Raw genomic sequence first — 23,404 nt, forward strand, 5'->3', positions numbered from 1 at the left:
TTAGATAGTAAACTCAGTCCACTTTTTATCTGATTTGCCCGAAGCGATCACATTTTCGATGAATGCCATGCCACGAACACCTTCTTCAATACCGGGATAATCCAACTCTTCGGGCGTAGCTTCCCTACCCTCCAAACCTGCCTTTACCGTTAAGGCGAAATTACGGTACAGGTTGGCAAAAGCTTCCAGGTAACCTTCCGGGTGGCCGGCCGGTGTGCGGGTGTTATGCTGCGCAAATGAGCTGGTGTACCCACCTCCTGTGCGCCATACTTCCATCGGCTTATCGGTATACATCAGGGTTAATGAATTAGCATCACTTTGATGCCATTCAAGGCCGCCTTTTTCGCCGTAAACCCTAATCTTTACGTTATTTTCTTCGCCTGCAGCAATCTGGGTAGCCGTAAGCACACCGCTTGCGCCGTTATCAAATTTTAGTAATGCTGCCCCGTCATCGTCAAGCTTACGGCCCGGCACAACTACGTTAATATCGGCACATATTTTTGTTACCTGCAACCCGGTTACGTATTCGGCAAGGTTAAAAGCGTGGGTACCAATATCACCCATGGCGCCGGCTATCCCACTTTTACCTGGGTCGGTACGCCACGAGGCTTGTTTGTTATCATCCCCTTCTAAAAAGCTGCTTAACCATCCTTGCGGATACTCTACATAAACTTTTCGGATTGTGCCCAGTTTACCGGCTTTTATCAGTTGCTTAGCTTCCTTTACCATAGGATAGCCGGTGTAGGTATGTGTTAAGCAAAATAATTTACCGCTTGATTTCACTACTTTTTCCAGTTCTTTAGCCTCGGCCAATGAAAATGTCATTGGTTTATCTAAAACAACATGAAAGCCATTTTCCAATGCAGCTTTTGACGGATCAAAGTGCACATGGTTTGGTGTAACTATGCTAATTACCTGAACACGCTGGTCTTCAGGTAGCTGTTTTTCTTTTTCAATAAGTTCGGTATATGAACTGTAAACGCGATTTTCGGGCAAGCCCAGCAAAACGCCGCTTGCTTTCGATTTTTCGGCGTTACTGCTAAAAGCCCCGCAAACCAATTCATATTCGCCATCAATGCGGGCGGCAATCCTGTGCACGGCGCCAATAAACGCACCTTGCCCGCCGCCAATCATTCCTAATCTTAGTTTCATTGTTTATGTTTTGTTGAATTGAGTTGATCAAGTTAGATTGAGTTGATTAATTAAATCAGAATACAATCGATTGAATGGGGTAAATTTGGCTATTTGAGTTGATTTTTCAAAACATTGCTGTTCATATATTTCCAACTTTGCAAACCATTTATTTAACTCAGACAACCCATGCCAATTTAATCAACTTAATCAACCACAAACCAATTATCATTAAGTGAGTGGTTTGCTGGGTTGATTAGGTTGGATTGTGTTGACTGAGTTAGATTACGTTAATTAAGTTGATAGGATTAAAACCCATTAACTCAATCAACCATTCTCTTATTCAACTCAATCAACCACTCTCTTATTCAACCACTCACCTAATCAACTCAATCCACCACAAACCAACCCCTTAGGTCGCCCAGGCCTTATCTCCTTTTTTGTATGGGAAATTACCATCGTATTTGCCGGGTACAGGCAGGTAACGCAAAGCCTGGGTTGCACCGGGTTTTGAAGTGAAGAAACCTAACAAGGTCAACTCTTTCATCATCCTGAAATAATGGTTAGGATCCTCTGGTTTTTTAGTTTTAGTATAAGCTTTTTGCTCGGCATCAAGTTGGGTAAGCAACTCTGTGCGTTGTTTGGCATCCGCTTCCATGAATTTTTTGCCAAATTTTTTATTGCAGGCTTCGTCAATATTAGAAATACCTTTTAAAAATATTTCCTGATCGGCAGGCTTATAACAATCGGTTACCATTACGCCCATAAACTTGCCTATTTCGGCCGCTTTGGCACCCGGCGAACTTGTAGCCGGTAAAATGGTTTCGCCAACCTCATCAAGGAAGGCAATAATTTCTGGTTTAGACAGGTCGGCCACACCCGAAGCGGATGTTGACGATTTACAGCCCGAAATGAAAAACTCGGCTCCTATTACCGCGCCTCCAAGTAACAAGCCCACCCTGCTAATTGCGTCTCTTCTATTCATTGTTTTATAATTTTTTATTAATTAGTGAATGATTTTGTAATTAGTGAATGACTGATTTAGTGAATTAGTGATTTTTTTTGATCTGTAAATTATTGAATTTGTTCATTAGCTACCTTATTTTCAAAATCACTAACTCACTAATTCTCTAATTCACTAACTATCTCCCACTAATTAACTTAAGCTTTCAGCTCAAAACCTTCGCGGTAATTGCGCTTAATATATTGGTTAACCGGGTCAAAGTTAGTTACTTTCATAGCCTCGTTATCCCAAACCAGCTTTACACGGCCACCTTGTAATTCGTGACCACGTACTGCAAGGTTTGCCATTAACAAAGCCTCGGTAAGCGGCCCGGCCTTATCAAAAGACGAGCTTAACTCTGTTTTACCATAGCCGGCCAAACATCCCTCTACCCATTGTGCGTAGTGACCATTTGCCCCACCCTGTACGCGTGCCCATTTCTGAGGTGCTTTCGCATCCTTAGTGAGCGCTGTTGGCAACAATGTTGGCGCATCTGAATAGGTACTTGCGTACATTTTTCCTTTTGTACCAATAAATAATGTTCCGTTACCTTCTTCGCCGCCAAATTTTTCGCTTGGCAATAACTCTTCAGGTCTTTCGGGTTGTATACCACCATCCATCCAGTGTAGTTTAACATCGCCTTTAGTTTTATCGGTTTTAGGGAATGTTAACGTGATGTGGCTTGACGGAGGGCAGCTTTCAGGGAAATGGCCTTCTTTAAACTCATCTACATATACGCTGCCAACGCTGGCCTGTACATCCTTTGCGTACTGGATACCCAACACCCTGAATGGAGCTTCAACAAGGTGACAGCCCATATCGCCCAGGGCACCTGTTCCGTAATCCCACCATCCGCGCCAGTTAAACGGCACTAATTTATCAACGTAGTCTTTTTTAGGCGCGGTACCCAACCACAGGTCCCAATCTAATTCCTTAGGGATATTAGGGTTGGCTGCCGGCCACTGAATTCCCTGCGGCCATACGGGGCGGTTTGTCCAGCAGTAAACGGTATGTACATCGCCAATCAAATCGGCATCATACCATTCAGATAATAAACGGGTGCCATCATTTGATGATCCCTGGTTACCCATCTGGGTTACTACTTTATATTTTTTTGCAGCCTCGGTTAATAAGCGGGCTTCCCAAATATCATGCGTCATTGGCTTTTGCACGTAAACGTGTTTGCCCATTTGCATCGCTTTATAAGTTATAATGGCATGATTATGATCAGGGGTCGAGATTGATACGGCATCAAAGTGTTTATGCTCTTTATCGTACATCTCGCGCCAGTCTTTATAATATTTAGCTTTAGGGAAGTCGGCACGTGATTTTGCCGCACGCCTGTCGTCTACGTCGCACAGGAAAGCAATTTCGGCTTTGCCGCTTTTATAAAAGTTGGCAATATCGCTCTGGCCTTTACCGCCCGCGCCAACGCCGGCTATCAAAAGCTTGTCGCTTGGCGCTATATAACCTTTGCCGCCCAATACAAAGCGCGGAACGATCATGAAGCTTGCTGCAGCTACCGTAGTGGTTTTAATAAAATCCCGCCTCGATGGATTGGGAGTAACGTTATCTTTTTCTTCAGACATAGGTATGGTATTATGATGTTTTTGTTAGATCTCGTTTTTCTTTAATGCTTCAACCGCATAATTAGCTGCACGGGCTGTTAGCGCCATGTAAGTAAGTGATGGGTTTTGGCATGCGGCAGATGTCATACAGGAACCATCGGTAACAAACACGTTTTTGGCATCCCAAACCTGGTTCCACTGGTTTAGTACCGATGTTTTAGGATCGCGGCCCATACGTGCTGTGCCCATTTCATGAATACCACGGCCAAGGAACGGATTGCTGCTGTGGGTTTGTACATCTTTAACGCCTGCCGCTTCCAGCATCGCTTTAGCTTCACTTTCCATCGCCACACGCATTTTTTTCTCGTTATCCTTCAATTCGGCGTCGATAGCAACAACGTTGAGTCCCCATTTGTCTTTTTTGGTTTTATCAAGCGTTACTTTATTTTCATGATAAGGCAGCGTTTCGCCAAAGCCTCCCATACCAACCGACCATGTGCCTGGTTCGGTAAGTGCATCTTTATAGGCCGCGCCGATATTTAATTCGGCAATATCCCTGCTCCAGCCTTCGCGGCTTGCACCGCCCTGGTAACCAAACCCACGTATAAAATCGCGTTTATCGCCGCCAAGGTTAGCAAAGCGAGGGATGTAAAATCCGTTTGCACGGCGGCCAAAGTAATATTTATCTTCAAAACCTTCGTACCGGCCAGATGCGCCAACACCCAGGTGATGATCCATCAGGTTGTGACCAAGTTCGCCGCTGCTGCTGCCCAAACCGCCATCCCAAACGTCAGTTGCCGAATTCATCAAAATCCAGGCTGAGTTAATTGTTGATGCATTCACAAAAACAATTTTTGCAAAATACTCATAGGTTTGGTTGGTTTCGGCATCCAGTACTTCAACGCCTTTGGCTTTTTTGGTATCCTTATCGTACAAAATTTTTGTAACGATAGACCATGGCCTCACCGTTAAATTGCCGGTAGCCATAGCAGCCGGCAATGTAGCTGATTGTGTGCTAAAGTAAGCACCAAACGGACAACCCAACCAGCATTTATTGCGGTACTGGCAGTTAGTGCGGTCGTTATGCGGTATGGTGATATTGGCTGTACGGCCAATAATCATGTCGCGTGCTTCTTTATAATGATCTTTTAGTCTTTTGGCAACATCCTTTTCAACCACATTCATTTCCATTGGCGGCATAAAATCACCATCGGGAAGAATAGCCAGGCCATCTCTGTTACCCGATATGCCTGCAAATTTCTCGGCATAACTGTACCACGGCGCTATATCCTTATAACGGATAGGCCAGTCAACAGCAATGCCATCTTTCAAATTGGCTTCAAAATCAACATCGGCCCAGCGGTATGATTGCCTGCCCCACATTAATGAACGGCCGCCTACGTGGTAACCACGAAACCAATCGAACCTTTTTGTTTCTGTGTAAGGGCTGTCTTTATCGCTTGCCCAATAATCAAGATTGACCTCATTAAGCGGATAATCGCGTTTTAAAACAGGATAATCGTCAATCATTTTTTGCGTGCGCCCGCCCCTGTGGGTAAAATCCCAGGGATCTTTAGTAGCGTTCACGTAATCTTTTATATGTTTGATATCGCGCCCGCGTTCAAGCATAATGGTTTTTAAACCCTTTTGTGTCAGTTCTTTGGCGGCCCACCCACCAGATATCCCCGAGCCGATGACAATAGCGTCATAAGTATTTGCAGACATACAATTATATTAGGTTGTTAAATTTTGTTTATTACTTGGTTGTTCGGTTAAATGTATGAATAAAAATTATTTTACAAATATAGCTTTGTGTTTTTTTTACACAATGTCTTTAGTTGGCAGCTTTCAGTTTACAGTTGGCAGTAATAATTAATATTGTCAAATCCTATTTTGCTGACAACTGCCTGCTGATAATTCTTTACATTTTTAACTGCAAACTGCGTACTCATAACTGCAAACTCAAATATTCCCCTTTTTCATCTCGCTCACAGCGTAATCGGCTGCCCGCGCGGTAAAGGCCATGTAAGTAAGCGATGGGTTTTGGCATGAGGTTGAGGTCATGCAGGCGCCGTCGGTTACAAATACGTTTTTTACCGCATGCATCTGGTTCCATTTGTTTAATACCGATGTTTTAGGATCATTACCCATCCGGGCGCCACCCATTTCATGGATATCAAGCCCTGGCGCGCGGTTATCGGTGCTGGCTTTTATATTGGTGAAACCGGCGCTGGTAAACATCTCAGTCAACTGCTCCACATAATCCTTCTTCATCTTCTCGTCGTTATCATCATATGCCACCGATATTTTTAGTTGTGGTATACCCCACTGATCTTTCAATGCTTTATCAAGGGCTACATAGTTACTCTCTTTCGGGATAGTTTCGCCCATCATGTGCGATCCTACTTTCCAGCCACTCAGGTTATCTTTAACCAGGTTATCCTTTAGGCTTGCCCCAACGCCATCCCACGGGCGCTGTTGGTAGCGGTACGCGCTAAAGCCGGAAGCATAGCCCCGTAAAAAGTCTGTCTCCTGTTTATAAACGTTACGGAAACGGGGAATATATCCACCACCGGCAGGGTTACGGCCATCAGTTGTCCACTCCTTTTCACCGTCATACTCGGCCCCTATATGGGCCGAATAATTGTGAAAGGCTACATATTTACCCAACACACCACTATCATTACCAAGGCCGTTAGGGAAACGATGCGAAGTTGAATTTAATAACACCAGGTTGGTATTTAAAGCAGCTGCATTTACAAAAATGATATCGGCATAATATTCTATCGCTTCTTTTGTATTAGTATCGATAACGAGAACGCCGCTTGCCTTACCTTTTTTCTCGTCGTAAATAATCTCCTGCACAACAGAAAAGGGACGTAAGGTGGCGTGGCCTGATTTTAATGCCCAGGGAATAGTAGATGCATTTGCGCTAAAGTAACCGCCAAACGGGCAGCCGCGCTGGCACAAAATGCGTTCCTGGCATTGCACCCGTCCCTGGTCTAAATGAATTTGGTTTGGTTTAGATAAATGGGCACAACGTGCGCTAATTACATGCCGGTTGCTGTATTTACTTTTTACGTGGTTACTAAAATAGGTTTCGACGGTATTTAATGGGAAGGCTGGCAAAAATTCGCCATCCGGCAACTCCGGAATGCCATCCCTGTTACCCGAAATGCCGGCAAATTTCTCCACATAGCTGTACCATGGGGCAATATCTTTATACCGGATGGGCCAATCAACAGCAAAACCATCGCGCGCAGGGCCCTCAAAATCAAATTCGCTCCAACGCTGTGTCTGGCGGGCCCAAAGCAGCGATTTACCGCCTACCTGGTAACCACGAATCCAATCAAACGGTTTTTCCTGTACATAAGGATGATCATTATCTTTTACAAAAAAGTGAGCGGCATCCTCGCCAAAAGCATAACAGCGGTTTACTATGGGGTTGGCCTCTTTTATTGCCACCGGCAGTTCGCCACGGTGCTCAAACTCCCAGGGGTACATATTGGTAGTGGGATAATCTTTAATGTGTTTTACATCGCGGCCACGTTCCAATATCAGCGTTTTAAGGCCCTTGTCTGTAAGTTCTTTTGCAGCCCAGCCACCACTCATCCCCGAGCCAATCACTATCGCATCAAATGTTCTGTCTTTAACGCTATCTATATTTAAATTAGCCATTATTTATGCTGATTGCTTTTGCTTGTATGGAAAACGGGCGTTATACCTACCCGGTACAAGTTCATACACTACTTGTTTTGTCATAAAATATTTAGATTTTACATAACCATTTACGGTTTGATTTTTTATTATCCCATAAAAAGATTTGAGTTCCTTCGGATTTGCAGTACTTTTCTCGTCCTTATCATTTTCGATGCTCAATAACACGTCTTCGCGCTGTTTCTGGCTTAAATCCGAAAAGGGTTTATCATATTTATTTTTGACAGCATCAGTAAACTGCCCCATACCTGTCATGAATGCCTGCTGATCTTCTTTTTTGTAGCAATCATCCAGCATTTTGAATACGAATAAATGCAGATTCAGGTCCCTTGAACCAGGTGTTGTTGTTTTTGGAATAATAGTCTCAGCAATGTCGCTCACCAACTTTTCCTGATCGGCGCTGATATCAACATTTTTAAGTGTTACAGACGCCTTACCTTCTATTCGATGGCATGCCGGAAGTATTGCCGCCCCGCCTATTATCAAAGCCAAATTCTTTATTACAGTACGCCTGTGCATATTAAGTAAATTGTTTTAGCAGGAATTGGTTTATTTACCCGCGGCAAGGCAGGCAATTAAACTAATCTGTGTTTACGTTTATAACGGAATTCAAACTTAGTAATTTTAGGCTTTTAAGCTAACCGCCTCAAAAATTAAATCCGTTGATGGTGTAAGTTACCCTTATACTATTAATAACCCCATTTTTTCATGATTTGTAAATCAATTTTTACACTTTCCACCGGATCTTTGCCTTGATAAGCCTCCTGCTCTATAATAAAAAGCGAGGTGCCGCCTTTTTTGCTGCCCGCCTTTACAATATCTTTCACCGGCATAATACCCTGGCCCAAAATGCAGCTTTCGGTATCATCGCCATCATGTGGGGCAACCTTTATTTCGTCTTTAACGTGCATCGACTCAAACCTGCCGGGATATTTGTTAATAAACTCAAGCGCATGCCCACCGGTAGTTAACATATTGCCAATATCTATTTGCTGTGCTACCAATGAGGCATCGGTGTTTTGAATAATATAGTCATATAGAGTTATATCGCCTATTTTGGTGCTGATTTCGAAATGATGGTTATGATAGCCAAATTTCATTGCCGATTTTTGGCACAACTCGCCGCATTTGTTAAACTGCTCCATGGCGCGTTTCAGGGCATCCATGTCTGTGCGTACTTTTTCATCAAGCCATGGGCTTATTACAAATTTTTGCCCCATGGTGGCTGCGTCTTCCACTGTATATTTCCAGGCATCGGTAAAATCTTTTTTTGATTCGTCCCAGTGTTGCGCTGTCATTACGGTATGGCCACTTGGCATTTTAAGTGCCAGATCATTGAGGATAACCTTGAATTCTTTTGCGGTGAAGCCATAAAATTTCCGGTCGACATAATTGGCATGTTCTACATGATGATAACCGGCGTCGGCAATTTTTTTCAGCGTTCCTTTAGGGTCAAGTTTCATGGCATCGCGTACACTGTAAAGCTGGACCCCCACCCTTTCGAGTTTTTTGGGCGCGGCAAATAAGCTATCGTGCAAAAGGGAGGCGCCGGCAACGGCCAGGGCGCCTGTTTTTAAAAATGATCTGCGTGTAGTCATAGTTTTTGTTTTTTATTGGTTCGAGGGTCGGGTTGCCAGGGTCGGGGCATGAGTTTATGACACGATCCTGGCAACCCGAACCCCGAACCTAATATAGGGCTTTACTTTTCTTTCGGGAATACCGGGAACAATAAATCTGAATTACTTACAAAAGCAAGGTGTTTACTATCCGGCGCCCATGACGGGGTGTTAATAGTGCCCTGTCCGCCATATAAATAAGCAATTACTTTTGACTGGCCGCCACCTATTGGCATCAGCCTTAAAAATACGTGCTTGTAAAAAGGGTGATCATCCGGGGCTACTTCGTTTTTAAAGAAGGTGATATATACAATCCATTTGCCATCGGGCGATATGTGCGGGAACCAATTGTTATAATCATCGTTAGTTATCTGCGTTTGCTCGGTGCCATCGGCTTTCATACGCCAAATCTGCATCAACCCGCTGCGTACAGAGTTAAAGTAGATATATTTTCCGTCGGGCGTATATTCTGGCCCATCATCCAAACCAGGCGTATTGGTCAGCTTTTCTTCGGCTCCTCCTCCCGATGGGATGCGGTATACATCAAACTCCTTGTTTCTTTGACCACAAAATACGAGGTATTTACCATCCGGCGACCAGCCGTGCATATAGCTCGCGCCAACGCCAGGTGCCGTAATCCTTTTTGCCTGGCCACCTGTAACCGGCACGGTGTATCCTATAGAAGGGCCGCCATCACCACTGCTAATAACCAGCATTTTACCATCAAAAGAAAGTACATGATCGTTATTATTGTTTTTTGCCGGCGCTGTATTGAGTTGTGCCGGTGTGTTGGTTTTAAGATCGAACTTAAACAACGAACCGTCGCTGTTGTAAATCAATGCCTTACCATCCTTCATCCAGTTTGGCGCTTGTAATGATCGTGGCGACTGGTAAACAATGGTGCTGTTTTGAGTCTCTACGTCAAGTAATTCGATGCTGCTGCCCAGGTATTGTTTGTAAGGTACCAATGTAGCAGGCGCCGGAACTATAATACGTACGTTGCTGAAGGTTGCCTTTTCGGTTACATCAGCATTGTGCGAGCAAATAAAAATCCCAACATAAACTTCATCGCCCAGGTCAAGGTCGCTCACTTCTTCGGTAACAAACAGATCGCCTTTACGGGCTACCGACATGGTGTAGGTATTGCCCTTACGCTCTAACTGGATAACATCTGCCGCGGTGATACTTGCTTTTTTTTCTTCGGTAATTCCGCTAACGGTTTTGCGGTACTGCAACGAGGTAAGGCCATCGCCATGAACAACGGCATTTATATGTTTTGAATTGCTATCTAAAGTGCTGCGTACCATCAGACCAACCTTACGGTGCAGCTCGACACCTTTGCCAATAAAAGCGGCATTGGTGCGTAATATAAAATCGCCTTTCATGCGTTTCCACACAAAATGAAAATCATCATGCGTTGCCCAAATGTTTTGCCCCGCCCCGCTAAGCTCATATTGCTGCGTTTTGGCATCATATTGCCCGCCGCCGGGAAGTTTATTGATACCTACATCTGTTTGATTATCAAATATTCCCAGGCCCTGTGCCTGGGCCCTTTTGTTAAAAAAAACAAGGCACGACAAGCAGGCTGCAAAACAGAAAAGCTTATTTAACATTGATTATGGCGTTTAAGTTGTATAATTAGTTGGCTCGCTAATATATCAATTACAATCGTAAATAAAATGTAACTATTTTAACATAATACTGCTACCCCGGCCCACAGCAAAAAAAGAGATAAACACAAAACGCCATCGCTAAAACAGCAATGGCGTTTAAAAATAATATGACAATATAAACGGATAGTCCTTTGAATGTGAAAACGCTCCTTCTTTAAGGAACATTAAGGCCTTTTATTTTGCCCGCACAAGCACCGGCTTAACTTCCATCTGTTTTATAGCCAGCGCCGTAACCGGCACCTGTACTTTATTGCAATAAGTAAGTAAAAATTCTTTTTTAGAATCGCGGTATGAACTCACGGCGCCTATCATGCTCATGAATTTGATATAGCACCAGGCCAGGTCGAATTGATGCGGCTTAAAACCGGAGCGGGCACTTTTAGGATAAAGATGATGGTTATTGTGCCACTCGCCGGCAACATAGCCCGGCCATAATTGGTTTATTGACATATCCTCGCGATTATAATCGGTGCCATCGCGGCGTTTGTCCTGGCCCTTGCCGTGGCCTTCGTAATTAAAGGTACGCACACCTACAGCCCAAAATCCGGCGGAGCCGAAGATAGCGCAGGCTAAGGGCATGCCGCCCATCAGGTAAAATGCGGTGAACCAGAAGCCCCAGTTAAGGACGATGCCAATAACGGTGCGGTACGGGTTGGCTATAGTACCCCATTTTTGATATTGTTTATAGGTGTTGGGAGTTACGCCAACGTGTTTCATTAGGTTAACACATTTTTTATAACAGGCTTCGGTCATGTTCCTGGCTACAGGCTGATGGTTTACATCGGCCAAAAAGCAGTACATAAAACCACCCTGGGCATTGTAAGGGTCGCCGGGCTGATCTGACAACGCGTGATGAACATGGTGCGATACTGCGTAAATCTCTTCGGGAATAATTTTAAGCGTAAGGTTTTGTGTAAAAAAGCGCCAGAATTTATTGGTGAAAGTGTATGCGTTATGCGTACAGTACCTATGATGCCATATAGTACCATGGGTACCCATAATAATCATGCTGTAAACAAAAGCCACTATTAAGCCTACGATACTGAAATATTTGAATACAAACAAAAACAGGAAAGGTGTTAACGCAAGCACTAAAAACCAGCTTAAAAATGAAAGCCAATTTTTCTTATCCCGGAAAACATTCAGTCTCGAAAAGAATTCTTTTAAAATTGTTGCATTGGTGGGTTTTGCAAGGTTACCATCCTCATCCGTCCATCCGTACGAGGGTGGTTCGAGTACTGTGTTTAAAAAAGCCATTAAATTAGCAGGAATAAAAAAAATGTTAGGAGTAATAAATATTGTCACAATATAGTAAAAAACTCACCATATTGTTACTTTAGAAAATATAATTGATTTCACTAAATCAACATATATAGTTAAAACGTTTTCTAAATAATTAAATTACTTATTCCGTAATATATTTATCAGAATTCTTTTTGACTACTATCCTTTTTCTACGTAAAAGCTTTATGATTTGTTAACACAAAAAGGAATAATTTTTGCTTAATCGGCCAAAGGTAAGCTAAAACTGAAAGTACTCCCCTTGCCTACTTCTGATTTAACCCATAGCCGGCCACCATTAAACTCCACCAGTTCTTTACACAAAAACAGGCCAATGCCTGTACCAACCTCGCCCATTGTGCCATTTTGAGTATAGTGCGAATGAAGATCAAATAGCTTAACTAATTTGTCCTGCGGAATACCCTTACCCGTATCGTTAACATTAACCACAAGCTCTTTACCGGCAACATGGCTGCTCAGGGTCACAACGCCATTATCATCGGTAAATTTTATAGCATTGCTAATAAGGTTCCCTATAACTACCTTAATATGTTTTTCATCGGCTTTTACCATATGGCCGGTGATAGCTATATTTTGAAACCTGATGTTTTTTTGCTGCAACTGGTAGCTATAAATTTGAGCCATCTCTTCGCCCACCAGGTTTATATCAATAACCGATGGTGTTAAATTTATCCCCCTGATCTGGCTGCCCGCCCATTCCAGCAGGTTGGATAGCGTAAGCTCGGCGCCTTTTACTACCGGTTCCATTTTTTTCATCAGGCCATGCATGTCTTCAAGGTTTAAGTTATCCGCTCCAAACAGGCTCATGATGTTACGCAGGTTTGCAAAAGGGGTACGCAAATCGTGCCCTATTACAGCCAATAGCTTATCCTTAAGCTTATTTACAGCGGCAAGGTTAGCCGATTGTTCTTCAATCAGGCCTTTTTGCACCAGTAAGGCCTCATGCTGCCTGCTTAGCTTATTACTAAGTAACTTTTTTTGTTTTAAATTATAATAGGTAATATACAAAGCCGTTAATACGGCCAGCAACGATATGATCAGCGTAATAATGATGACATTTTGAAAATGAATCTTATCCTTATCTTCTTTTGCCCGTTGTTCAATTATAGCAATCTCTTTGAGCCTGTCGTTTAAAGCAAAATAATTCTGGATAAGTTCGGTATTACGCCTTCTGTCAGATTCATTCAGCGAATCAAGCGCTGCGTTATATTTTTTTTGGAACAGCAGCGCGTTGGCCAGGTCTTTCTTTTGTTCAAAGCTAAACATGATTGTCCTGTATGCATCCGAAATTCCGTTCATCAAACCAATGCTATCAGCAAGTGCGGCACCTCTTGTGGCATAACCAATCGCTTTATCAAATTGCTTTAGCCCATTATAGTTATCAGCATATTCAATAAGGGTTTTAGCGCGCAATCGCCGGTTATTGGTTTTAAAACTCATGTAATACGCCGTATCGTCATAAGCTATAGATTTTTTAAATTGTTTTTGAAGGCGCTGTATCGAACTTAACCGCGTATAGATAATGTTGGTGTTATTATCATCCCCGCTGGCCCTGCAAAGTTTTAAGGCCTGCAAACTTGCTGCCATACCCAGCGTGTAATCGCGCATCCGGATGTATACCAGCGACTTCTCGGTGTAAAACTCTCCCAACATTTTGGCATCGTTCCCGGCATATTTTGCCGATTGGTTTAAACTATTGATTGCCTGCTGATAGTTTTTAAGTTCAAGGTAAGTGCGGCCTATTGCACTGTGACACTCGGCCAGCAAAGTGGCATTATTTTTAGGTAAATACGGTAATGCCGAATTAAGATAAAATAAACTGATAGGATAATAGGATTGTGACCAGTACACATGGCCCAGGTTGATATAGGCTAAACCTATTCCTGTATTGTATTTAATTTTTTCGGAAAGCAACAGCGCCTTGCCGGCCATTTCGCGCGCTTTATTGGGGGCACCCATGTATATCTCGCCGGCAGCTTTATTGAGGCTGTCAACCGTATCTTTAACAGATACCGTATTGGCTACAAACCCAACCGGCACATCTTTTTGAGCATAGCAAACCCCATGCATTAGCAATAATAATAGTACCTGGCCAATAGTTCGCCTCATTTATCAATAGGGAATTGAATTCTTATCTGCAATATTATGCCCAAACATTTTGGCAATTAATACGCTAATTTTACTTGCTTATTTTGGATTTGGCGCTGTTTAACCGGCAACCAGGCATCTTTCGCCTTTCAAAAGCTCGATGCAGTGCTCGTAGTTATCAGGCATCTTTATCTGCTCAACTTCTTTCATATAGCCCTGCTTAATTTCTTTACGCCGCCGGGCTTCAATAAACCGCCTTACATGTTCACGGTGTTCCAATATTAAACCGGGCACTTTAGCAGGCTTGTTATGCTCATCCTTTGATACCATGGTAAAATAACTGGTATTGGTGTGCTTTACCGAGTTGTTTTTTATATTTTCTGAAACTACCCTAATGCCAACCACCAGCGATGTATTGCCCACATAGTTAACCGATGCCATTAATGATACCAGTTCGCCCACCTCAACAGGCTGTAAAAAATCGACAGTATCAATAGAAGCGGTAACACAATAATTACCGGCATGTTTAGCGGCGCAAACATAGGCCACCTTATCCATCAGCGATAACAAAATGCCTCCATGAATCTTTCCGCCAAAATTTGAATAAGAAGGGATCATCAACTCGGTTATCGTGGTCTCAGAAAAACGTACCGTTTTGTAATCGGATTGATCAGTTAGCGCCGTCATGAAATATGGTTTACAGCTACAAGTTTAAGCATCCCGTACTATTAATGCAACAAAACTATTACAATAGCCATAATGTGTTACATCGCATTTTGCAAAATGATCAAAAAACAAAGCCGGTATATTAAACCAGCTATTTGATATTGGTACATCCGCGTTATATATTTACCCCAAATATATAACACACCATTGAAAGCCATAACCCTGCTGATAGTTACCCTGTTTTTTATAAATGCGGCCCTTGCCCAGGAAACTGTTGAGCGCAGTCATAAAATAAACGCGCACATTACCGAAAAACTTACTGTTTTAAAAAGCGACAAAAGTACCCGGCAAGGCCTGTACCAAATGATTTATGATAAAACCTATGCCCTGGCCAATGGCCGTTTTGAAAACGACAAAAAAGTGGGCATCTGGCGTTTTTATGCCCCTGACGGCCATTTGCTGCAAAACTACGACTATACAAAAAAGGAATTTCTTTACGAGGCCCCCGAAGACACTACATCAAACTTAAGGTATTTTGTTGATAAGCAATTGACCGATAGCGACCGTACTACCAAACCGTTAAAAATAGGCGGAAGGTATTTTGGTTACCTGCCTTATTTAAAACTCTTCAGGCTGCCGGCAAACCTCATGGATATAAGCAGGGAAGCATCCATCGCTGTTGTTGAATTACTGGTGAGCCCCGGCGGCAGGCTGGCCTATTTTAAAGTGACTATTTATAGCGGCAATTTTTCAAAAACATTTAACATGAATGTTAACGTTTTGCCCGAAGAAGACAAAGTATTTGTTCCCGCTACAGTAAATGGCGAGCCGATAGGCTGTAGGATAGTGAGCAGGTGTTTTATTGACGACGACGGCACACTAATTTTTTAGCAAGTACATTTATTAGCAACCGCCAAATCGCGACCTGCACGGCAGGCTATTTCTCTGCTATCCATTTTACGGCTTCGTTCAGTTCGTTAAGGGGATAGCCTTTGTATTTGCCTGGTATTATATATTTAAAAAGATGGCTAAACTCCCTTACTCCCTCTTTATCGGTAACTATGGCAAGCTTGTTCCATTTAGTAAAGTATTTTAGGCCAATGCCTATATTACCGCACCAGGCACCGGCTTCAAAATCCTTAATATCGGTTTCCAATACCAGTATAAAATTAATTTTTCCGTGTTGTTTTATATGTTCGTCAAGCAAAGGCTCCAACGCTTTCTCATATTCGGCATTTGTAATTTCACCCGTGGCATGTAGCCCTAAAACGTGTTGCGGCAGGTAGCTTAAGTGAGTTAGCATTTGTAGATTATATATTTACCAATAGTTACAAAAACCACACCATTGATTAAATAATCAGGATTTTTTCCGTAGAAATACTATTACAATATCTAACTATTTCAGAATCACTACCAAACACTGTATATTTTACGAATTTTAATTTGTAGTATCTTTGTAGCGATATGCAAAACAGGACGGTATATAGCCAGTTAATAAAAAGCGAAGCGCAAAAGCTCGGTTTTTTGTTTTGCGGTATATCAAAAGCTGAATTTTTAGAAGAGGAAGCACCCAGATTGGAGGGATGGCTAAAAAAAAACATGCATGGCGAAATGCAATACATGGAAAATCACTTTGATAAACGCCTTGATCCGCGCCTGCTTGTTGATGGTGCAAAATCGGTGATTTCATTAGGGATTAACTACTATACCGATAACCAGCAAACCGATCCAACAGCACCCAAAATATCAAAATATGCTTACGGCATGGATTATCATACCGTTATTAAAGATAAACTAAGGCTTCTGTTACAAATCATAAACGAAAAAATTGGTGAAGTTGGCGGCCGGGTGTTTGTTGATTCGGCACCGGTGCTGGATAAGGCCTGGGCCAAAAAATCGGGCATGGGCTGGATAGGCAAAAACGCCAACCTGCTCAACAAAAAAGCAGGCTCGTTTTTTTTCCTGGCCGAACTGATCATTGATCTGGAATTGGAATATGATATAGCGCCCACTGCCGATCATTGCGGCACCTGTACCAATTGTATTGATGCCTGCCCTACTGATGCTATTGTTGGGCCTTATATTGTTGATGGCAGCCGCTGCATATCGTACCTGACCATCGAACTGAAAAACGAAATTCCTGCAGAGTTTAAGGGCAAAATGGACAACTGGATGTTTGGCTGTGATGTTTGCCAGGACGTATGCCCATGGAACCGATTTTCGGTACTGAACACCGAACCTGCTTTTACACCACATCCGGATTTACTCCACCTGCAAGCTGCCGACTGGCAGGATATCACCCAGGATGTTTTTCAGAAAGTATTTAAAAACTCAGCTGTAAAACGCACCAAATTCAGTGGATTGAAGCGTAATATCGATTTTTTGAAGAAGTGAGTGGTGAGTGGTGAGTGGTGAGTGGTGAGAAAAGCCACTTTGATGCTTATTGTTTTAAATAAAAAGGTCTCCTTAAACTATATTTCTAAGGAGACTTTTTAAACTCATCACTCACCACTCAAAACTCCACTACCCTTTCTTAAACTTCAATGCCAACTGTGCCAGCATATCGTCATTAACGGGTTGAGCTGGCTCATCCTTCTTTTTAAAAGGCTTGGGTGGATATTGGGTTTTGGTATGATCGGGTTTGTGAAATTCTTTTTTAGGGTAATCAGCTTTTGGCGCCTCGGGGCGTGGTGCATGGGCCTGGTCGGCTGGTTTTGGCTGTTGTGCAGCGTTTTTGGCCTGGCGGTCCGCATTCTTTTTAGCATTCCAGCGCGTGTATATTTCTTCCAGTTTACGTTTGGTGTACAGCGGAAAATCGCCCTGCATCATCCATGAATAGTAACTTGGTTCGGCATTTAACACGTCCTCAACCCTTTTGCCTTTATGCTTGCCAAAGTTAATGGTTTCTTCGCCCTGCTCGTTGTAAACCATGCGGCCTGCAAAATCAACCGGCTTGCTTAAGTTGGTAAACTTGTGCAGCGCCTCTACGTCGCCAACAACCGGCACGGTAATATTCCCTTTTTTATCCTCCCACTCCATGTTTTCATAGCGCTCAATCTGCGCCAGCAAAACTTCCATGGTTGCCCGCGTATCAGCCTCGGCCGAGTGGGCGTTTTCAATCTTTTTATCGCAATAAAACTGGTAGGCCGCTTTAAGCGTGCGCTGTTCCATCTGGTGAAATATGTTTTGTACATCCACAAAATGGCGGTCGTCTAATGTAAACGATACACCTGCGCGCAAAAACTCTTCCATCAGCATCGGGATGTCAAACTTGTTGGAGTTATAGCCGGCAAGGTCGCTATCGCCAATAAATTCGGCAATGGCCTGGCCCAAAGCTTTAAACTCCGGTTCGTCCTTTATATGCTCGTCATAAATACCATGTACCAGCGATGACTCCAGCGGTATAGGCATCCCCGGATGTACACGCCAGGTTTTAACATCTTCGCTGCCATCAGGATGCAGTTTAATAACCGATATTTCAACTATCCTGTCAACCCCGATATTAGTACCCGTAGTTTCCAGATCAAAAAAGGCAAGCGGGCGTTTTAGTTTTAATTTCATTGTAATGATTCAGTATTACTGTAAACGTCGCAAATGTCCTAAAAAGAATCAGCACAATAAATTTTTTAATTTAATTAATATCTAAGTTTTATTTTTTAATTAATACCATCCTAATTATCGCGATTATTGTATGAAAAAACTGCTACTTATTATTGTTTTATTTATTGGTACTCAACACATTATAAAGGCCCAGGATTTTGAAGGGAGTGTAACCACCGAAGACCTTGAACTAAAAAAATACGCAAAAGACACCTCGGCACACGCCCTTTTCCTGAATGAATTTGGGAAAACCCGGATAGATATGGTAAGCGACGACCATGTGCGCCTGATATTTGATTACCATGCCCGCATAAAAATATTTGATACAAAAGGACTTGAACACGGCACCATTGAGATACCTTTTCATCACAGCGCCAACGGCGAAACAACCGAAGAAGTTAGCGACATAACCGGCACCACCTATTACCGCGATGACGATGGACTAATGCGCAGCGCCCCGCTCGATTTAAAAAAGGTGTATACCGTAAAAGATTATAAATACCGCAGCACTGTAAAATTTGCCTTGCCTGCCTTAAAGCCTGGTTGTGTTATTGATTTTAAGTATAAACTGGTCTCGCCTTATCTTGATGAATTCAGGAATTGGGATTTTCAGGATGAAATACCCAAAATACATTCGAAATATGATGTGCATATCCCCGCATTTTGGGTGTTCAACGCCTCATTACGCGGTAGCCAAAAACTTTCAAAATCGACATCGGAGGTTGAACGGGAATGCTTTTCATCACATGGCGCCAAATGCGATTGTTCGTACATAACTTATGAAATGACGGATATTCCGGCGTTTGTATCTGAGGATTATATGACATCGCCAAAAAACTTTTTATCGGCCATATATTTTGATGAGGTTGAATGGACCAACCCATACACCGGAGCTAAAACCGTAGTATCTAAAACCTGGAAAGATATTGAGCACCAACTAAAAACCGACGAGTTTTTTGGATCGCAGTTTAAGCGTAAGGAGCTGATGAAAGACAGGATTGCATCCGTAATAGCTGGTAAAACAGACGAATTGGAAAAGGCAAAGGCCATTTATGCTTACCTGCAAAAATGGTTTAAGTGGAATGACATTACATCAATATATAGCCCGGATGGTATAAAAAAAGCGTATGAAGCACACACGGGTACTATTGGTGATATTAACCTTGCCCTTGGAGCGGCCTTAAGGGCCGCCGACCTTAATACCGAGCTTGTAGTGCTATCAACCCGTAATAACGGCAGCATCAATATGCTTTACCCCGTAATTAATGATTTTGATTACGTAATTGCCAAAGTTAATATTGGCGATAAAAGCTACTTACTTGATGCAACAGACCCATTATTATCATTCGGTTTGTTGCCCCTGAAATGCCTTAATGATAAAGGGCGGGTGATAAACCTTGATAAACCATCGTACTGGATGGAATTAAGCGGCCTGCAAAAAGAATCGACAACACGATCACTTGATTTAACCTTGCTTGATAATGGTAAACTAAAAGGAACCATCATCAACTATTACCGTGGTTACGATGCCTACTTAAAAAGAAAAGCCATCAAAAAATTCAACTCGATTGATGAGTACGTTGAAAACCAGGACGAAAAACTTCCTAAATTAAAAATACTAAAATCAAACATAGCCAACCTGGATAGCCTTGATATGCCGCTTGGCGAAACTTTTGAAGTTGAGATTGACGCCTATGACAATACTAACCATAACCGTTTGGTGTTTAACCCTTTTTTATGGGAAAAAATAACCAAAAACCCATTTAAGCTGGCCGAAAGGGATTACCCGGTAGATTGGGGAATGGCATCAGACGACCGTTTAATATTAACTATGCGGCTACCGCAGGGCTATACCGTTGAAACGCCACCACAAACAGTAGCCTTTAAAATGCCCGGTGATGGCGGTATGTATGCAACCACTTTTGAAAATTCAGATAACACTTTCACCTTCTCGAACATTACAAAATTTACTAAACCTATTTACACATCCGAGGAATATCCTTACCTTAAGGAATTGTACAACAAAATAATACTTACCGAAAAGGCGGATATGGTTTTCAAGAAAAAATAATGAAAGTACTTACGTGGCTCATTTTATTATCTGCGTCGGCATTAAGTGCAAATGCGCAGGAAAACTACGATGCATCGCTTATACCTAAAGAATTGCTACCCTACGCCAGCGCCGTTATCCGCAGCAATGATATGAGCATTGAGGTAAAAGACCTGGATAATACCTATTACCGTATTAAAACCGCGGTAACCATATTAAATAAAAATGGCGACGACGAAGCCGAAATTGTGATATTTCACGACAAGGCGAACGTGATTAAAAACATAAAAGGACTGGTTTACAACCAGTTTGGTAAACCTATTGGCAAGTTTTCTGAAAGTGATTTCCAGGACGACGCCGCAGTAAGTCGCTCAGCTTTATTTGAAGATACTAAGGTAAAACATTTTCAGCCTGCTGTAACTGATTATCCTTACACGGTTGTTTATGAATACGAATATAAATCAAAGCAATCGTTGAGTTTCCAGGACTGGGAGCCTAAACCATCAGTTGATGTAGCTGTTGAAAAAAGTTCCTATACATTTAGCTGCAAACCCGATTTTAAGATCAGGTATAAAGAAATTAACATGCCCTCGCATTTGGTGGAAGGTACAAATAAGCAGGGCGAAAACACTTATAGCTGGCAGGTAAGTAACCTTAACGCATCAAAAGTTGAGCCTTATAGCCCTATTTATGAAAAGATGAGCAGCAGGGTGAAGATTTCGCCTGCGTCGCAATTTAATTACCTTGGAGTAACAGGTTCTTTTAACGACTGGAACGGTATGGGTAAATGGATCTACGATAAATTGCTATCGTCGCGCAGGGCATTACCCCAAAGCACTGTTTACAGGATGCAGGAAATAACCAAAGACATTACCGATCCTAAAGCCAAAGCCAAAAAGATATATGAATATATGCAGGGAAAAACGCATTACATTAGCGTACAGGTTGGTATAGGCGGCTATCAGCCGTTTTTAGCAAGCGATGTTGACGCGCAAAATTATGGCGATTGTAAAGCCCTGGTAAACTATACGCAATCACTTTTTAAGGCTGTTGATATCGATTCTTATTACTGCATTGTAAAGTCGGGAAGCTTAAAACGCAGCCCGCTCACTGATTTTGCGAGCATGAACCAGTTTGACCATGTGATCCTGTGCCTGCCTTTTAAAAACGACACCACCTTTTTAGAGTGCACCAGCCAGCAAATTCCTTTTGGTTTTTTGAGCGATTTTACCGACGACCGCGACGTATTAGCCTGCACACCCGAAGGCGGCAAATTGATGCATACCCCAAAATACCCGGCCAAAACCAATACACAACAGTGCACGGCCTATTTTACCCTGGCTGCCGACGGAACATTATCGGGCAATATGCTTACCAGTTTTAAAGGCTTGCAGTATGATAACCGTACCTACCTGCTTACCGAACCACCAAAAGAACAAGTAAAAATACTCCAGAAAATTTATGCAATTAATAACCTGGATATCGAAAAATTTGATTTTAAGGACGATAAAAACATCCACCCAAGCCTCACAGAAACAATCAAGCTAACTGCCCCGGATTATGGGTCGGCCGTCAATGGTAAAATAGACTTTTTGGCCAATGCTACCAACAGAAAAGATAATACCCCGCGCGAGGTACGTAACAGGCATTATGACCTCTATATTAACACTGGTTACACCGATGAAGACGAAATTACATATACCCTGCCCAAAGGCTATCATGTAGATATGCGCCCGGCCAGCATTTCGCTCGAAAAGCCATTTGGCAATTTCTCGGTATCTGCCACCGTTGTTGGCAACCAGTTAATTTACAAACGAAAACTGCAAATAATTGATGGTACCTACAGTAAAGATTTGTACCAGGCCTTTGTAGATTTTTACCAATCGGTAAGCGAAACCGACAACAGTAATGTAACGTTGATTAAAGATAACTAAATATCACGATGCCCAGGATGATACCAATAATCATGACCAGGTAAAGGGTGATCTCGTTACCGGCAAACTTTTTATATTTAGTCCAAAATGAGTATTCTTCTTTTTGCTTTGACATAAGGTTGCAAAGTTAGTACTTTTTAGTGAGTGGTTGATTGGGTTGATTAAGTGAGTGGTTTAGAAGCCGCCGCCCGATTCAATATAATACAGTGGACCAACGGGAATAAGCAGGAATGTAAGGAAGATGTAAGCATTAAACCACACCTGATGTTTGTTGCCTGTTGTTGGCCAAAACAGACACAAACATTTGGATACACTTAAATTGTTCAAAACATCAGTTTGATGTTAACCATGCAAAATATAAAATATTGATTATCAAATATTTATAAAATATATTTCTAAAATATGTTAAGTTATGTTAACCCAATTTACGTTTATCCTGATGAACTAATTAACCTGCACCGTTCCTTCGTCCACAGAACCTGCTCTTGAAAAGTATTTGTAAAGCGATGGATCGCGAAGTTTTACGATAACTACGCCGCGCCTTGAACTGGCGTGAACTACGTAGCCGTTTTGCAGGTAAACACCCACATGGCTAAATTGCTTGCCATCAAAATCGAAGAAAACCAGGTCGCCTTCTTTTAGTTCGTCTTCATATTTGCGTTTAATAACGGTTATTTGCTTACTGGTCATGCGGGGAATGGTGATGCCATATACCTGCTGCTCCAGCAAAAAGGCCAATCCTGAACAATCCACACCATCTTTATCAAGGCCGCCAAATTTGTAGGGGGTGCCCATCCATTGCTCGATAAAGGCATACAGCCTGCCATTTTCGATATCGCTTTTGTTTACCCCCATAATTTCTGAGTATTTAGAGGCAATATCCCCATCCGGCTTTACCACTTCGCCCGGCAGGCCACGCATAGCTGCCTTGCGGGTGTGGCAAGATGTTAATACTATCGGCACAAAAAACAAAACGAAGCAATAGAAAAATAGGCGATGTTTGGTCATGCTGCAAATGTAGAATTTAGTGAGATGTAGTGAGAACTGATGTTTTTA

General features: G+C 42.4%; 19 protein-coding genes. 4 read left to right on the forward strand and 15 right to left on the reverse strand.

The window, feature by feature from the left end; all coding sequences use genetic code 11:
* From ACFGVS_RS09160 to ACFGVS_RS09210, 11 genes are all read right to left on the reverse strand, one after another.
* Positions 1–1,152: a Gfo/Idh/MocA family protein gene (locus tag ACFGVS_RS09160; RefSeq protein WP_255369895.1), complete on the reverse strand. Its 1,152-nt coding sequence runs from the start codon at positions 1,150–1,152 to the stop codon at positions 1–3.
* Positions 1,153–1,543: 391 nt separating this feature from the next.
* Positions 1,544–2,116 (reverse strand): gluconate 2-dehydrogenase subunit 3 family protein, encoded by a 573-nt coding sequence (locus ACFGVS_RS09165; protein WP_274212728.1) that lies wholly within the window; start codon positions 2,114–2,116, stop codon positions 1,544–1,546.
* Positions 2,117–2,292: 176 nt separating this feature from the next.
* Positions 2,293–3,723: a Gfo/Idh/MocA family protein gene (locus tag ACFGVS_RS09170; RefSeq protein WP_090651986.1), complete on the reverse strand. Its 1,431-nt coding sequence runs from the start codon at positions 3,721–3,723 to the stop codon at positions 2,293–2,295.
* A 24-nt stretch (positions 3,724–3,747) separates the two neighbouring features.
* Complete coding sequence (locus ACFGVS_RS09175; protein WP_274212727.1) at positions 3,748–5,427, reverse strand: GMC oxidoreductase; 1,680 nt, start codon at positions 5,425–5,427, stop codon at positions 3,748–3,750.
* 237 nt (positions 5,428–5,664) lie between these two features.
* Positions 5,665–7,380, reverse strand: coding sequence for a GMC oxidoreductase (locus tag ACFGVS_RS09180; RefSeq protein WP_439698386.1), 1,716 nt, complete (start codon positions 7,378–7,380; stop codon positions 5,665–5,667).
* 3 nt (positions 7,381–7,383) lie between these two features.
* The gene (locus ACFGVS_RS09185) at positions 7,384–7,938 is read right to left on the reverse strand and encodes a gluconate 2-dehydrogenase subunit 3 family protein (RefSeq protein WP_439698387.1); all 555 of its coding nucleotides are present in this window, start codon (positions 7,936–7,938) and stop codon (positions 7,384–7,386) included.
* Positions 7,939–8,108: 170 nt separating this feature from the next.
* Complete coding sequence (locus ACFGVS_RS09190; protein WP_439698388.1) at positions 8,109–9,017, reverse strand: sugar phosphate isomerase/epimerase family protein; 909 nt, start codon at positions 9,015–9,017, stop codon at positions 8,109–8,111.
* Positions 9,018–9,118: 101 nt separating this feature from the next.
* Positions 9,119–10,648: a hypothetical protein gene (locus ACFGVS_RS09195; protein ID WP_439698389.1), complete on the reverse strand. Its 1,530-nt coding sequence runs from the start codon at positions 10,646–10,648 to the stop codon at positions 9,119–9,121.
* Positions 10,649–10,882: 234 nt separating this feature from the next.
* Complete coding sequence (locus ACFGVS_RS09200) at positions 10,883–11,965, reverse strand: fatty acid desaturase (RefSeq protein WP_439698391.1); 1,083 nt, start codon at positions 11,963–11,965, stop codon at positions 10,883–10,885.
* 246 nt (positions 11,966–12,211) lie between these two features.
* Positions 12,212–14,119 (reverse strand): tetratricopeptide repeat-containing sensor histidine kinase, encoded by a 1,908-nt coding sequence (locus ACFGVS_RS09205; protein WP_439698392.1) that lies wholly within the window; start codon positions 14,117–14,119, stop codon positions 12,212–12,214.
* A 99-nt stretch (positions 14,120–14,218) separates the two neighbouring features.
* Entirely contained in the window at positions 14,219–14,785 is a 567-nt protein-coding gene (locus tag ACFGVS_RS09210; protein ID WP_090651994.1) for an acyl-CoA thioesterase, read from the reverse strand.
* Positions 14,786–14,971: 186 nt separating this feature from the next.
* Here ACFGVS_RS09210 and ACFGVS_RS09215 point away from each other — a divergent pair, with 186 nt between their 5' ends.
* Positions 14,972–15,655 (forward strand): hypothetical protein, encoded by a 684-nt coding sequence (locus ACFGVS_RS09215; protein ID WP_439698393.1) that lies wholly within the window; start codon positions 14,972–14,974, stop codon positions 15,653–15,655.
* Between the two features lie 46 nt (positions 15,656–15,701).
* On the opposite strand, the gene ACFGVS_RS09220 is transcribed toward ACFGVS_RS09215, so the two are convergent.
* Positions 15,702–16,067, reverse strand: a complete 366-nt coding sequence (locus tag ACFGVS_RS09220) for an STAS/SEC14 domain-containing protein (RefSeq protein ID WP_439698395.1) — start codon at positions 16,065–16,067, stop codon at positions 15,702–15,704.
* A gap of 161 nt (positions 16,068–16,228) precedes the next feature.
* On the opposite strand from ACFGVS_RS09220, the gene queG reads away from it, so the two are divergent.
* Positions 16,229–17,158, forward strand: coding sequence for a tRNA epoxyqueuosine(34) reductase QueG (gene queG, locus ACFGVS_RS09225; protein WP_439698396.1), 930 nt, complete (start codon positions 16,229–16,231; stop codon positions 17,156–17,158).
* A gap of 129 nt (positions 17,159–17,287) precedes the next feature.
* Here the strand turns inward: queG and ACFGVS_RS09230 are convergent, their stop codons facing one another.
* Positions 17,288–18,325, reverse strand: a complete 1,038-nt coding sequence (locus ACFGVS_RS09230; RefSeq protein WP_439698397.1) for an exonuclease domain-containing protein — start codon at positions 18,323–18,325, stop codon at positions 17,288–17,290.
* Between the two features lie 130 nt (positions 18,326–18,455).
* Here ACFGVS_RS09230 and ACFGVS_RS09235 point away from each other — a divergent pair, with 130 nt between their 5' ends.
* Together ACFGVS_RS09235 and ACFGVS_RS09240 are read left to right on the forward strand one after the other, a co-directional pair.
* Positions 18,456–20,435 carry a DUF3857 domain-containing protein gene (locus ACFGVS_RS09235; RefSeq protein WP_439698399.1) on the forward strand — a complete coding sequence of 660 codons (1,980 nt, stop codon included), beginning with the start codon at positions 18,456–18,458 and terminating at the stop codon, positions 20,433–20,435.
* Entirely contained in the window at positions 20,435–22,348 is a 1,914-nt protein-coding gene (locus ACFGVS_RS09240) for a DUF3857 domain-containing protein (RefSeq protein WP_439698400.1), read from the forward strand. The genes ACFGVS_RS09235 and ACFGVS_RS09240 overlap by 1 nt, the downstream gene beginning before the upstream one ends.
* On the opposite strand, the gene ACFGVS_RS09245 is transcribed toward ACFGVS_RS09240, so the two are convergent.
* Both ACFGVS_RS09245 and ACFGVS_RS09250 read right to left on the reverse strand, forming a co-directional pair.
* Positions 22,335–22,463, reverse strand: a complete 129-nt coding sequence (locus tag ACFGVS_RS09245) for a hypothetical protein (RefSeq protein ID WP_255369896.1) — start codon at positions 22,461–22,463, stop codon at positions 22,335–22,337. The genes ACFGVS_RS09240 and ACFGVS_RS09245 overlap by 14 nt on opposite strands.
* Positions 22,464–22,792: 329 nt before the next feature.
* Complete coding sequence (locus ACFGVS_RS09250) at positions 22,793–23,356, reverse strand: C40 family peptidase (protein WP_439698401.1); 564 nt, start codon at positions 23,354–23,356, stop codon at positions 22,793–22,795.
* Positions 23,357–23,404: the final 48 nt, after the last annotated feature.

It is taken from the genome of Mucilaginibacter sediminis, from assembly GCF_051903035.1.
In the GTDB taxonomy this organism is placed as follows: Bacteria; Bacteroidota; Bacteroidia; order Sphingobacteriales; family Sphingobacteriaceae; genus Mucilaginibacter.

Coding starts and splice junctions, on each gene's coding strand:
- ACFGVS_RS09230 (WP_439698397.1), bottom strand. CDS start 18,325: ATGAAATTAAAACTAAAACGCCCGCTTGCCTTTTTTGATCTGGAAACT.
- ACFGVS_RS09160 (WP_255369895.1), bottom strand. CDS start 1,152: ATGAAACTAAGATTAGGAATGATTGGCGGCGGGCAAGGTGCGTTTATT.
- ACFGVS_RS09250 (WP_439698401.1), bottom strand. CDS start 23,356: ATGACCAAACATCGCCTATTTTTCTATTGCTTCGTTTTGTTTTTTGTG.
- ACFGVS_RS09180 (WP_439698386.1), bottom strand. CDS start 7,380: ATGGCTAATTTAAATATAGATAGCGTTAAAGACAGAACATTTGATGCG.
- queG (WP_439698396.1), top strand. CDS start 16,229: ATGCAAAACAGGACGGTATATAGCCAGTTAATAAAAAGCGAAGCGCAA.
- ACFGVS_RS09185 (WP_439698387.1), bottom strand. CDS start 7,938: ATGCACAGGCGTACTGTAATAAAGAATTTGGCTTTGATAATAGGCGGG.
- ACFGVS_RS09210 (WP_090651994.1), bottom strand. CDS start 14,785: ATGACGGCGCTAACTGATCAATCCGATTACAAAACGGTACGTTTTTCT.
- ACFGVS_RS09195 (WP_439698389.1), bottom strand. CDS start 10,648: ATGTTAAATAAGCTTTTCTGTTTTGCAGCCTGCTTGTCGTGCCTTGTT.
- ACFGVS_RS09165 (WP_274212728.1), bottom strand. CDS start 2,116: ATGAATAGAAGAGACGCAATTAGCAGGGTGGGCTTGTTACTTGGAGGC.
- ACFGVS_RS09220 (WP_439698395.1), bottom strand. CDS start 16,067: ATGCTAACTCACTTAAGCTACCTGCCGCAACACGTTTTAGGGCTACAT.
- ACFGVS_RS09240 (WP_439698400.1), top strand. CDS start 20,435: ATGAAAGTACTTACGTGGCTCATTTTATTATCTGCGTCGGCATTAAGT.
- ACFGVS_RS09175 (WP_274212727.1), bottom strand. CDS start 5,427: ATGTCTGCAAATACTTATGACGCTATTGTCATCGGCTCGGGGATATCT.
- ACFGVS_RS09235 (WP_439698399.1), top strand. CDS start 18,456: ATGAAAAAACTGCTACTTATTATTGTTTTATTTATTGGTACTCAACAC.
- ACFGVS_RS09245 (WP_255369896.1), bottom strand. CDS start 22,463: ATGTCAAAGCAAAAAGAAGAATACTCATTTTGGACTAAATATAAAAAG.
- ACFGVS_RS09170 (WP_090651986.1), bottom strand. CDS start 3,723: ATGTCTGAAGAAAAAGATAACGTTACTCCCAATCCATCGAGGCGGGAT.
- ACFGVS_RS09205 (WP_439698392.1), bottom strand. CDS start 14,119: ATGAGGCGAACTATTGGCCAGGTACTATTATTATTGCTAATGCATGGG.
- ACFGVS_RS09190 (WP_439698388.1), bottom strand. CDS start 9,017: ATGACTACACGCAGATCATTTTTAAAAACAGGCGCCCTGGCCGTTGCC.
- ACFGVS_RS09200 (WP_439698391.1), bottom strand. CDS start 11,965: ATGGCTTTTTTAAACACAGTACTCGAACCACCCTCGTACGGATGGACG.